Below are 11,756 nucleotides of genomic sequence, written 5' to 3'. Positions count from 1 at the left end.
GTCTGAATCGGGGATCGGGCCAACCGAACCCACCCTCGACTAGGCTGAATTCCGACAGCCGCCGCGTCGAACGAACCGGAGTCGGGCCGATGAGACCCACGCACAGTCAGATGCTCACCCTCTCCGACGATATGCGTGCAAATATCGCGGGAGTTCCTGCGCTCATCGTCAGCGGCATCCTCGTGTTCGGATTCGACTTCGACCCACTGGGTTCTGGCCCGAACATGGCGGCACCGCTGGCCCTGCCGCATGAGGTTTTCAACCTCTTCCTCGTCTTCTGGCCGCTCTTCGCGCTGACCTATCTGCTGTGGACCCACGCAGGACTGAGAGACCTCGACGAGATCGAGCTCATCGTCCATTCCCGGTGGTCAGTGGCGAACCGCCGCCGGTGGTGGTCGCGGTTCGGGATGGGCGGAGCAGTGTCCTGGGCGACCATGGCTGCCTACCTCGCATTCATCGTCAACATCTTCCTCGTCACCTCTGGCTCGAACGCCAGCATCGTCGTCTCTGCATCGCTCGGAATCGCGAATGTCATCGCCTCGTGGGCGGTGCTCGTGTATTCGTTCGCACTCGAGTTCATGCGTCTCGACCTCAGCGGCGGCGGCAGCCCGGGGGAGCGGCAACTCGAGTTCGAGATGGAAGGCCCGCGCGAGTTCGGCGACTACCTCACCTTCTCCGTGCTGTCGTCGACGATGACGGCCGCGCTCCCCGGCCGAGCGGTATCGCGGACAGCCTGGCGAATGGTGCGCACGAACGTCATCGTCGCCTTCGCCTTCAACTCCGTCGTCGTTGCGACCCTCGTCTCGATGATCCTCTCCTACCTCATGTGACCGTCACTGGAACAGCCCAACCCTGTGAATATCGCCGAGGCGGCCCACCCCGTTCAGGGTGGACCGCCTCGGTCGTATGGGCTCCTCAACTGGGCGGGCCGCCTCGGTGAAGTTGGATTACTCAACTGGGCGGGCCGCCTCGGCGAGGTCGGAGGTCACAGCCTCCAGCAGCTGTCGAGCGGAGCCTTGCCCGTGAAGGTGCGGGTGGTGAAGGTTTCGATGCGCGGCAGCGCGGCGACGTAGCCGCCGACGTGCGTGGGCCCGAGGTTGTCCTCGAATGCCACCTTGTGGCCGGCTCGGCACCACGTCGAGGCGAGTTCCTTGCCCTGATCGAACGAGATGACGTCGTCGAGGCGGCTGTGGTTGACCAACAGCGGAACATCCGGCACTTCGGCCTTGCCCAACCGCTGCCGGTCAACGATGTCCGTGAAGTGCTCGTCGATGATGTCGGTGAATGACTCGCCGTTCTTCGTCAGCGACTTCCCATCAGTGAAGGCTGTCGAGAGCAGGGCCTCGACGGTGCACTTGTCCGCTGTTTCGGCCACCATCTTCTGTCCCTTCTCGTTGAGGAATTCGCTTGTATCGATGTCGGCCTGCTCGGCGAACCCGACGACACCGTAGAGCGCGAATGCCGTATAGACGCTCGAGAGCCCGGACACGGTCTTGTGCAGATCGACCGGCACTGCGCCGGCCGAAGCCGAGGCGATGTTGAGCTCGGGTGCCCACTCCTTCTGGAGTTCCAGGGCAGCCGTTGTGGCATGACCGCCCTGCGAGTAGCCGCGCAGCTGGAGCTTGGTGTCCTCATCGATCTCGCTGCCCTCGACCTGCTGGACGGCACGTGCCGCATCGAGGACCGACCGACCCTCTTCGACGCGATCGACGAAGTGGTGAGTGCCCTCGGTGCCGAGGCCCATGTAGTCGACGACGACGACAGGATGCTTCGCGGCCAGAGCCGAGGCGACTGAGATCCCCTCGTACTCGGTTCCCATACCCAGCTGACGGCTGGGAGCGCACTTGTCGGCTACGCCCTGAGTGCCCGGCGAGATGACGACGGCATCGTCGGCATGGCCGCTCGCGCCGTTCGGCGTGAGCAGGGTGGCGGTCGCGGCTCGGGCCTGGCCCTTCTCATCAGTGGTCTTGTACATGAAGACCGTCGATTTCGCGTCATGCTTGATGAGTTTCACCGGATCGAGGTAGAACTCCGAGTCGGCCTGCTTGAGCACTGTGCCGTCCTCGCTCGGAAGCGAGTCCGGGGTCTGATAGAAGTTCCCGGGGACTCCTGATGCCGGAAGATCTTCCTGTGCGGCCGCGTATTCGACGTCGGCGGGCGTGAGCTCGTCGGTCTTCTCGACGGCTTTCTTCGCCTGTTCGACGCTGATGCCCTCGGGGACGGATTCGCGATCAAGTGTGCTCGGATCCTCTGCCGCACGGTCGTCGAGGAACTGTTCGGCCTCGGCATCGGTCTGCGGAACGAGTTCGGCGGCCTGTGCTGGTGCGGTGGTCGTGCACAAAGTGAGTGCGAGGCCGACGACGGCTGCGGCGCTCAGAGCCTGGAGGCGACGACGGGGCCCGTGTGAGGAGGTGGTGGGCAGTGCTGTGGTTGGCGTGCTCATAGGCGGTGGTCCTGTTCTGCCATGTCTCTCGGCATTGAGAAGGTGCGGGACAGTAGTGTCGGTGCAGATCGCGGTGGAGTGCACCGTGACGGTGAGGTCAGTGTGGTGACGGGGTGCTGTCGGCCAGAGTGTTCACCGTTGGACGCCCTGATTGTGACGGGCGTCACACACATTACTTGATAGTAGAACTGAGTGGTAGTTAAGTGGCAGATTCGGTCTGTTGTCTGGTCGGGTCTGGTCAGGCGAGGTGAGAGCGAACGACTTCGACGATGACGAGGAGCGCGCCGACGATCGAGGCGCCGACGGCGAGGCGGTAGAGGAGTCGGCGGTCGGCGCGTCGGATGACGAAGTTCGACAGCCACAGTCCGATGAGCATGAACGGCAGCAGGACCGCCGCCGCGATGAGGTGCCTGGTGCCGACTTCGCCGCCGATGGTCAGTCCCGTCAGAGACAGGATGCTGCCGAGGGTGAAGTAGGCGCTCATCGTCGAGCGCATCGACGACGGATCGAGCGAGCGCATGATGAGGCTGATCGGGGGTCCGCCGATGCTCGTGGCCGTGCCGAAGATCCCCGAGACCGACGATGCGATGAACATATTGCGGTGCGAGGCCGCCGGTGACCAGCCGACAAGGCTGAATGCGGCACCGGCGAGGACGGTGATCGCGAGCATCAGAGACAGTCCGGAATCCGGCAGCAGCACCACGGCGGCGGTGCCGATCGCGATGCCGGGCAGTCGTCCGAGTGCGCCCCAGCCGACGAGCTTCCAATCGACGTCCTGACGCTCACGGGCGAACGCCGTGAATGAGGTGAGGGTGGCCAACAGCAGAAGAGCGGACGGCAGCAGATCGGGGCGCAGGAGCGCGAGCACCGGTGCGGTGATCATACCGAGGCCGAACCCGATGGAGCCCTGCAGGCAGGCTGAGCTCAGCACCACGATCCCGATGATCAGGTACTGGACGATCTCCATCGTCTCCTCTTTCCTCTGCCTTGAAACATTGGACCATGCGGCGCAGATTGCGCGGACTATGCACCCAGTCTATGCGCAGAATGAACAGTTCAGCATCTTTTTCGCGAGATCACTTGCGCACAACACGCATAAATGCGCTAGTCTTTACGAAGATTGTGCACGGTGATGACGCGGACCAATCCTTGCATCATTCATCGGGCAATCGCACAGATGTCCATCTACACATGGGAGTGCAGCCATGGCCGCCGACGTCCATAGCGTGAAACGCAGCTCTGTCTCTTCGATGCCCGCGCAGAATCCGCTGCCGCGCGGTCTCGGTCTCGTCACCTCGGTCGGCCCCGGCCTCGTGCTGGCCATGTCCTTCCTGGGCACCGGCGACCTCGTCAGCTCCTCCGTCTCCGGCGCCTCCTACGGGTATGCGCTGCTGTGGACGCTCATCCTCTCGCTCGTCGCCCGCACGTTCATCATCTCGTCCATCGCGAAGTACACGCTGATGAACAAGCACGGCGATACTCAGATCCTCGACGGATTCGCCCGCCTGTCGCCGGTGCTGCCGGGGATCATGGCCGCGGTCGTCCTCATCGCCGGCTTCATCACCCAAGCCACCTTCCTCCTCGCTGCGTCCGTCGGGCTCCACGAGCTCACCGGAGGTGAGTGGGGAGGCAGCTGGGGCAGGTTCTTCTGCGCGATCATCATCGTTGCGCTCACTCTGTCTCTGGTCATGCTGCGGAAGCAGTTCGTCGTCCTCGAATACTTCGCCCGTTTCGCCTCGGTCGCGATGATCATCGCCTTCGTCTACGCACTCATCAAGATCGGCACCTTCGACATCGCCGGGTTCGTCCAGGGCATGGCCTTCGAGATCCCGAAGGAGCAGAACACCTCGGCGTTCGCGCCCATCGTCATCGCCTCGGCGACGATCGGCACCATCGCCGGCAACATGCCCAACCTCCTCTATTCCGGATTCATGCGCGACAAGGGCTGGGTCGGGCCGAAGTATCGGAAGATCCAGCAGTTCGACCTCATTGCCGGCATGGCCCCGCTGCTCATCATCAACCTGTTGTTCTGGATCGTCGCCGCCGAATTCAGTGCCGCCCACCCCGGTTTCTCCATCGCCGACGAATTCGACCTCTCCCATATGCTTTCGGTCGCCGTCGGTCCGATCGGCCCTTATCTGCTGTGGATGTGCATCTTCTTCGCCGCGATGACGAGCTTCCCGCCGCAGTCGCGCGGGTTCTCCCAGCTGGCCGTCAACGGCATCAACCACACCGTGCCGTCGATGCGGAAGTTCCTCGGCCGTGACGAGGAGAATCCCGCCTTCCGGTGGATCCAGTCGATCGTCTTCATCATCCTGCCCCTGGCCTCGACGATCCCCGGCGCCCCGGATCTCATCTCGCTCAACATCGTCGGCACCGCGATCTCGACCGTGCTCAGCCTCCCGATCATCGTCGTGTGCATCCTGCTGCTGACCTCACGGAAGAAGCACATGCACTCCTACGCGGTCAACCGGAAGTGGCAGACCGGACTGCTGCTTCTCCTGGGCATCATCGCCATCGTCGTCGGCGTCCAGATCGCAATGCAGATCCCCTCGATGTTCCAGACTGCGTTCGGATGATGAGTTCGGACCGTCGGTCCGGGATTCCCCCGCCGAGGCGCCCCCCCCCTGCATATCCTGATTCCGTTGCCAAGACATGGAGGAGACACCCATGACACTGCTGTCCCAGCCCGCACTCGAACGAGTTCCCGCACCGTCGGCTGACGGCCGGCTCCGCTTCTTCGAGGACGACGGTTCCGCGGCCGCGGTGGTCCCGACCGATCGGCGCTCGAACCACGCGCCGTCGATCCTGTCCCTGCCCGGCGGCGGTCTGCTGGCCGCCTGGTTCGGCGGCAGCGATGAGGGAAACAAGGACATCGACATCCTGGTCTCCCGGTTCGACTTCGATACGAGGCGGTGGACCGCCTCGGCGGCTGTGACCCACGATGAGATCCGATCCGACCAGAACCCCGGTCTCTTCGCCGCCCCCGACGGGACGATCTGGCTCGTCTATACCTCCCAGCTGTCGCGGCAGTCCGGAGTGCCGGAGACCTTCAACCTCCAGCACACCTCCGTGGTCAAGATGATCCGTTCGACCGACGACGGAGTGAGCTGGAGCGAACCGGAGACGCTCTTCGACCGCGAAGGAACGTTCTGCCGACAGCCCATCCAGGTCCTTGAGGATGGGAGGTGGGTGCACACTCAGTGGCTGTGCTTCGACGACGATTCGAAGAACGGCTCCGACCAGCCGGTCGTCCAGATCTCCTCGGATCAGGGATCGGCCTGGCGACAGGTCGATTTCCCCGACGCCGCAGGCCGGGTCCACCCGAACATCGTCGAGCTCGAACCGGGACGCCTCGTCAGCCTCTTCCGCTCACGCTTCGCCGACTGGGTCTACCTCAGCCGATCCGAAGACGGAGGAGAGACGTGGTCGGTGCCCGAAGCCACCGAGGTGCCGAACAACAACGCCGGTCTCAGCGCCTTCCGCCTGCCCTCGGGCATGCTCGCGCTCGTCTCGAACGAGCACCAGGTCGCCACGGAACCCGGCGAGGTGGTCTGGCCGTACGAACGGATGCGGCTCGTCATCGCGGTGTCGAACGATGAGGGCCGCACCTGGCCCGTGCGTCGAGTCATCGAACCCGGTGACGGGTTCTCCGGTGAGGGCAATCTGCGCAGCAATCGCCGGCAGGAGTACCCGCACGGCATCGTCGACGCCGACGGGCTCATCCACGTCGTCTACGCCTTTAGCTCCCGCCGGGCGATCCGACACGTCGTCTTCGACGAGAAGTGGATCTCCGGAGTCGAGGATCAGGTCCACACCGACTGCAAACTCTGGGGCTGAGCCCCCCCCGGGGCTTCTGTATGCTCGCGTGCCGTCAGCTCTGCACGGCGTTGCCCATCTGGTCGACACGGACGACGGCGATTCCGCGGTCTTCGAACGGTGTGATCTGCGCCGGATCGGCCGAATCGTCGGTGACGAGCGTCCAGCCGTTGCCGAGGTCGGCCCAGGCATGGAAGGGTCGCTGGCCGAGCTTCTCGGCATGGGCGAGAACGAAGACGTGGGTGGCGCGGCGGCTCATCAGCTCTTTGAGGCGGACCTGTTCGGGCAGGGCCTCGCACACGCCGTCCTCGGCAGTGACGGCATCGGCGCCGAGGAAGGCGAAGTCGAACGTGAACTTCTCCAGCCCCGCCTCGGTGATGGGGCCGATGAAACCCTGGCTGACGGGGCGATAGCGGCCGCCGAGGAGGGTGAATTCGACCTCTTCGAGGTCGGCCATCTGCTGCAGTGATGTCAGGCCGGAGGACACCACGGACAGAGGCGCGGTATCCCGGAGCGCACGGGCGACCTGCGCGGTCGTCGTGCCGGCGTCGAGGAGCACATGCGAGCCGGCCGGGACCTGTCTGGCGCACCAGGAGCCGATGGCCCGTTTCACCTCGGGGGCTTCGTGGGAGCGTTCGGCCAGCGTGGTCTCGGACTCCGTGGGGACTGCGATGACGCCGCCGTAGGTGCGGGCCAACTCTCCCGAGTCGGTGAGCTTCGCGAGGTCGCGACGGATCGTCGACGCGGTGACCTTGAGCATCTCCGACAGGGACTCGACGCTCATCTCGCCCTGCGTTCGGACAAGTTGAAGGATCTCCTCGCGACGTTCGCCTGCGTTCATCTCACTCCTGATCAGTTGTCGTTGATCGCCACTGTATCGCGGATTCTTGCGCGGACCGCGCATAGCCGCCTCGCTGCGGGGGAAGAACCCGGTCCGACGGTCGCGCGGACTGCGCAGAGCAGCGACTCAGACGACGGCGAGAGCTGCGGCCTGCCGCATCGCCTCGCTCATCGACTCGGTGTCGACCTTGCCGGTGCCGGCGATGTCGAACGCGGTGCCGTGATCGACCGAGGTGCGGATGACCGGCAGGCCGACGGTGATGTTGACGCCGGCATCGATGCCGAGGACCTTGATGGGTCCGTGCCCCTGGTCGTGGTACATCGCGACGATGAGGTCGTAGTCGCCGCGGCCGGCGAGGAAGAACGCGGTGTCGGCGGGCAGCGGCCCGACGGCGTCGATGCCCTCGGCCTGGAGCTTCGTGATCGCCGGAGTGATCTTCTCCTCCTCTTCGCCGTAGCCGAAGAGCCCGTTCTCACCTGCGTGCGGGTTGATCGCGCAGACGCCGATGTGCGGGCGCTCCAGTCCTGCCCGGACGAGTGCATCGTGGCCGCGGCGGACGGTGCGTTCGACGAGGCCGGGCTCGATCTTCGCCACGGCATCGATGAGTCCGATGTGGGTGGTCACGTGGATGACGCGCAGTTTGGGGGAGGAGAGCATCATCGAGACCTCCTCGGTGCCGGTGAGCGAGGCGAGCATTTCGGTGTGCCCCGGGTACTTGTGCCCGGCGGAGTGGAGGGCCTCCTTGTTGAGCGGCGCCGTACAGATCGCCTGCACCTCACCGGACATCGCCAGCTGCGAGGCACGTTCGATGTAGCGGAACGCCGCATCTCCCGCGACGGGTGAGAGTTCGCCCCAGGGCAGATCACCCGGGAGGAGGGCGAGGTCGATGACATTGATGACTCCGGGAACGTGTTCGGCATCGGCAGGGGAGTCGACGGCGCGGATCTCGACCGTGGTGCCGAGCACCTGCGCGGCCCGCTCGAGCCGTGCGGCATCCCCGATGACGACGGGGGCGGCAACGGCGAGCACCGAGGGGTCGAGGCAGGCGGCGATGCAGATCTCGGGGCCGACGCCGGCCCCGTCGCCCATGGTCACTGCGACTGTGGGAAGCGCGTTCATTGACTCTCCTTCGTGGTTCGCGACGGTGGCCGCGGTCGTCGTGGTGGGCTCACCGGTGGTCAGAGCCGCGTGGATGAGGGTGAGGGAATCGGGTCCGCCCTGGCCGCCGGGCCGGGTGACGACGGCGGCGAAGTCGACATCGTCGGCAATGCTCGCCGATGCGGTCTCGACCGTGGACAGGACAGCACCCGGGTGGATTTCGCGGATCGCTTCGATCCGGTGCACGCCGAGGCGGTCGAACACGGCTCGTGCCGTCTCGCCGCCGGCGGCGGCGAGGGCGACGGGACCGAATCCGGACAGTGCACGGGTGGCGAGTTCGGCGAGGAGGCCCGGCAGTGGCCGAGGGTCGACGGAGGCCCCCGTGTCGGTGAGTCGGACGACGAGGTGGGACTCGGCCAGGGCCTCGCGTACGCGTACGGCGGAATCGCCGAGACGGTGGGGGTCGTCGGCCCATGCGGCCACCGCGGTGGCGGGGAAGTCGAGCACACGTGTGTCCGAGTGGTCACGCAGGTGAGCGATCTGCGTCTCGATCCTTTCCGCCGCGGTGCCGAGGAGAGTGAGGACCCGTGCGGGCGTGCGCGGAAATGATGACGGGTCTGGCCGTTCCTCTGCCGCGTCACCCGCATCGGCCTGGGCAGATGCGTCGCTTGGCGCAGTGAGTCCGCCTCTTCGACACTCGGCCAGGGCGCGCGCGAGTGCGGAAGTGCCGACGAGGATGGCTGAGGTCGCCTCGGCGAGAGTGACGATACGGGTGAGATCCTCCATCGACTCGGCATCGGCGGTGATGAGGCGCTCGCCGCCGAAGCCGGCATTCGAGGCATCGATGCTGGCATCCGAGCTGACAGCGACGTCGCGGCTGTCAGCGGCGTCGTCGAAGACGTCGGCAGCATCGCTGCCTGGCAGCAATCGCAGTTCGTCGAGGCCCAAATGGCGGGCAGGGACGGGGCACAGATCCGAAAGCGTCTCCGGTGCGCTGCCGTTCTCGAGGCTCCAGGCGCGGGTGCTGCTCAGCCGAATTCCGTTGTCGAAGGGCACTCCGCCGACGACCGTGCGGCTCTGCTGCGGAAGTGCCGGAGCGAAGATCACGGGTCCGCTCGCGTGGCCGAGGGCCGCAGTGAGCGCGGCGCGGATATTGCCGCGCAGCAGGGAATCGACCTTGACGAGTGTGGCGCGGGGCGAGCCGAAGTCACGAAGCGCCGCCGAAGTGCGGGCGCCGGCCGACTCGGCTGTCAGATAACGGCAGTCGAGATCGACGACGAGGTCCCGGGGATCTGTATCGACCGTCTCGGCGAAGGATCGATCGGATTCTGCGCCGGCGTTCGCCTCGGCGATGGTGTCACCTGAGCCGGTCGCGGACTCTGCACTCGACGCGGTGAGCACGATCGGGGTGCCCGGATCGAGTGTGGCGGCGACCTCGGCAGCGCCGCTGAGATCGTCGGCGATGACCAGGACACCGGATTCGCCTGATGACATGGCACTCCTTTGCGTCCGGTCCGGCTGAACAACCTCTACACTGACATGTGTGCGCGAAATGCGCAAATTGTTGCACGATCCACGCACAGATGGGAAGATCGGTGTATCGACGATCTGCCCCACTCAACGAGGAGACTCTCTTGACCACAGACTCGACCATCACGCTCGACGGAGTCTCCGTCCCTCTGTCCCGGCTGGTGCTCGGCACGATGACCTTCGGCGACACCGTGACCGAAGCGGCAGCGCACGAGGTCTTCGAAGCGGCCGTGGCGGCCGGGATCACCGGTATCGACACCGCCAACGGATATGCGAAGTCGACGACCGAGAGTCTCATCTCGCCGCTGGTGAAGAAGCACCGCGACCGGATCGTGCTCGCGACGAAGGCCGGAATGCCCCACGCCGACGCCGGCGAGCATTCGCCGCTGTCCGCAGCGGGCCTGCGCGCGAGCGTCGAAGGATCGCTGCGACGCCTCGACGTCGAATCGATCGACCTCTTCTATCTCCACCAGCCCGACCGTGTGGCCGCGCTCGACGAGACGCTGGAAACCATCGCCGCTTTGCGGGCCGAAGGCAAGATCATCGCGCTGGGCATCTCGAACTTCGCCGCCTGGCAGGCCGTCGACGTCATCGCCGCCGCCGAGCGCGCGGGCGCACCGCGCCCCGTCGTGGCGCAGAACGTCTACAGCGTCCTGGCTCGCCGGATCGAGGATGAATGGCTCGAATGCGGACAGTCCCACGGCATCGCAACGATGGCCTACAACCCGCTGGCCGGGGGCCTGCTCGCCCGCCGCCCGTCGACCGACGGAACGGGGGACCGTTTCTCGGGGTCCGTGCTGGCAGAGATGTACTCGCAGCGCTACCTCTCCGACTCCGTCCTCGCCTCGGTCGAGGCCTTCGCCGCCGTCGCCGACAAATCCGGGATCCCACAGGCCGAGCTCGCTCTGCGCTGGGTTGCCGAGGCGCCCGGAATCTCCGCCCTGCTGCTCGGATCCAGCCGCGTCTCCCAGCTTGAAGGCAATATTGCCGCGATCGCCAAAGGCCCGCTGCCGGCCGATGTGCTCACCGCAGTCGACGACGCCACCGCCGCAATCCGCGGCTCCCAGCCGAAGTACAACCGCTGACCCGTCGCCATTCAACCACTCCACCATCTGAGAAGGAACCACCATGACAGCCATCCGAGGCATCCTCGCCGCCACTGCCACTCCGTTCGACGAAGACGAGAATATCGCCGAGGCAGCCCTGCGCGCCCATGTCCGCCGTCAGCTCACCGCCGGAGTCCACGGCATCTTCGCCCTCGGCACGAACGGTGAGTTCTACGCTCAGTCCGCGGCCGAGCGCGCCGAAGCCGCACGGATCGTCATCGAAGAGGTGGCCGGCGCCGTCCCCGTCGTCATCGGTGCCGGAGCCGCAACGACCCGGGAGACCATCGCGATCGCCTCCGATGCCGCTGCAGCCGGTGCCGACGCACTGTCGATCATCACCCCGTACTTCGCGGCCGCTTCGCAGGTCGAGATCGAGAATCACTTCCGGGCCGTGGCCGACTCCGTCGACGTTCCGGTCATCGTCTACAACATTCCTGCGCGGACCGGCAATGCCGTGGCACCGGCGACGCTCGAGAAGCTCGCAGCCGTGGACAACATCACCGCGGTCAAAGACTCGAGCGGGAACTTCGACACGATCCTGCAGTACCTCGAGCGCACCGATCGCGACACCTTCGACGTCATCTCCGGAAATGACTCCCTCATCCTCTGGACCCTGCTGGCCGGCGGCGCCGGAGGGATCAGCGGCATCGCGAACATCTACCCGGGGACCATGGCTTCGATCTATGACCTGTTCGTCGCCGGGAACACCGTTGCTGCGCGCTCCGCGCAGGACAGCATCCGCCCGATCCGCAACTGCCTGGCACTCGGCAACCCGAACACGGTCGTCAAGGCCGCCGCGAACGAACGCGGATTCGGACTCGGCCCGGCGCGGGCGCCGTTCAATGCGCTCTCGGACGAGGCGAAGAAGCAGGTCGCTGCGACGGTCGCCGCCGATGTGGAGCGCGGCCTGGCCTGAGAC

At 65.7% G+C, this 11,756-nt stretch carries 9 protein-coding genes; 5 read left to right on the top strand and 4 right to left on the bottom strand.

Annotated features, from left to right (window positions below):
* Positions 1-89: 89 nt before the first annotated feature.
* Positions 90-830, top strand: a complete 741-nt coding sequence (locus D3I60_RS15865) for a DUF1345 domain-containing protein (protein WP_262777450.1) — start codon at positions 90-92, stop codon at positions 828-830.
* 155 nt (positions 831-985) lie between these two features.
* Here D3I60_RS15865 and D3I60_RS15860 read toward each other — a convergent pair whose 3' ends face one another.
* The gene (locus tag D3I60_RS15860) at positions 986-2,443 is read right to left on the bottom strand and encodes a lipase family protein (protein WP_262777448.1); all 1,458 of its coding nucleotides are present in this window, start codon (positions 2,441-2,443) and stop codon (positions 986-988) included.
* 238 nt (positions 2,444-2,681) lie between these two features.
* Positions 2,682-3,410 (bottom strand): sulfite exporter TauE/SafE family protein, encoded by a 729-nt coding sequence (locus D3I60_RS15855; RefSeq protein ID WP_262777446.1) that lies wholly within the window; start codon positions 3,408-3,410, stop codon positions 2,682-2,684.
* 238 nt (positions 3,411-3,648) lie between these two features.
* On the opposite strand from D3I60_RS15855, the gene D3I60_RS15850 reads away from it, so the two are divergent.
* Together D3I60_RS15850 and D3I60_RS15845 are read left to right on the top strand one after the other, a co-directional pair.
* Positions 3,649-5,022 (top strand): Nramp family divalent metal transporter, encoded by a 1,374-nt coding sequence (locus D3I60_RS15850; protein ID WP_262777444.1) that lies wholly within the window; start codon positions 3,649-3,651, stop codon positions 5,020-5,022.
* 91 nt (positions 5,023-5,113) lie between these two features.
* Positions 5,114-6,283, top strand: a complete 1,170-nt coding sequence (locus D3I60_RS15845; protein WP_262777442.1) for a sialidase family protein — start codon at positions 5,114-5,116, stop codon at positions 6,281-6,283.
* A 34-nt stretch (positions 6,284-6,317) separates the two neighbouring features.
* Here the strand turns inward: D3I60_RS15845 and D3I60_RS15840 are convergent, their stop codons facing one another.
* Both D3I60_RS15840 and pdxA read right to left on the bottom strand, forming a co-directional pair.
* On the bottom strand, positions 6,318-7,103 hold the full coding sequence (locus D3I60_RS15840; protein WP_262777441.1) for a DeoR/GlpR family DNA-binding transcription regulator: 786 nt from the start codon (positions 7,101-7,103) through the stop codon (positions 6,318-6,320).
* A 126-nt stretch (positions 7,104-7,229) separates the two neighbouring features.
* The gene (gene pdxA / locus D3I60_RS15835; protein WP_262777439.1) at positions 7,230-9,695 is read right to left on the bottom strand and encodes a 4-hydroxythreonine-4-phosphate dehydrogenase PdxA; all 2,466 of its coding nucleotides are present in this window, start codon (positions 9,693-9,695) and stop codon (positions 7,230-7,232) included.
* 140 nt (positions 9,696-9,835) lie between these two features.
* Here pdxA and D3I60_RS15830 point away from each other — a divergent pair, with 140 nt between their 5' ends.
* Both D3I60_RS15830 and D3I60_RS15825 read left to right on the top strand, forming a co-directional pair.
* Positions 9,836-10,816 (top strand): aldo/keto reductase, encoded by a 981-nt coding sequence (locus tag D3I60_RS15830; protein WP_262777437.1) that lies wholly within the window; start codon positions 9,836-9,838, stop codon positions 10,814-10,816.
* Between the two features lie 43 nt (positions 10,817-10,859).
* Positions 10,860-11,753 carry a dihydrodipicolinate synthase family protein gene (locus D3I60_RS15825; protein ID WP_262777435.1) on the top strand — a complete coding sequence of 298 codons (894 nt, stop codon included), beginning with the start codon at positions 10,860-10,862 and terminating at the stop codon, positions 11,751-11,753.
* Positions 11,754-11,756 lie beyond the last annotated feature (3 nt).

The sequence above is a fragment of the Brevibacterium permense genome, from assembly GCF_025506275.1.
GTDB lineage: Bacteria > Actinomycetota > Actinomycetes > Actinomycetales > Brevibacteriaceae > Brevibacterium > Brevibacterium permense_A.
Note: the sequence above shows the minus strand (reverse complement) of the source record. Positions and strands in the feature narration are given on the sequence as shown.

Coding starts and splice junctions, on each gene's coding strand:
- D3I60_RS15865 (WP_262777450.1), top strand. CDS start 90: ATGAGACCCACGCACAGTCAGATGCTCACCCTCTCCGACGATATGCGT.
- D3I60_RS15860 (WP_262777448.1), bottom strand. CDS start 2,443: ATGAGCACGCCAACCACAGCACTGCCCACCACCTCCTCACACGGGCCC.
- D3I60_RS15855 (WP_262777446.1), bottom strand. CDS start 3,410: ATGGAGATCGTCCAGTACCTGATCATCGGGATCGTGGTGCTGAGCTCA.
- D3I60_RS15850 (WP_262777444.1), top strand. CDS start 3,649: ATGGCCGCCGACGTCCATAGCGTGAAACGCAGCTCTGTCTCTTCGATG.
- D3I60_RS15845 (WP_262777442.1), top strand. CDS start 5,114: ATGACACTGCTGTCCCAGCCCGCACTCGAACGAGTTCCCGCACCGTCG.
- D3I60_RS15840 (WP_262777441.1), bottom strand. CDS start 7,103: ATGAACGCAGGCGAACGTCGCGAGGAGATCCTTCAACTTGTCCGAACG.
- pdxA (WP_262777439.1), bottom strand. CDS start 9,695: ATGTCATCAGGCGAATCCGGTGTCCTGGTCATCGCCGACGATCTCAGC.
- D3I60_RS15825 (WP_262777435.1), top strand. CDS start 10,860: ATGACAGCCATCCGAGGCATCCTCGCCGCCACTGCCACTCCGTTCGAC.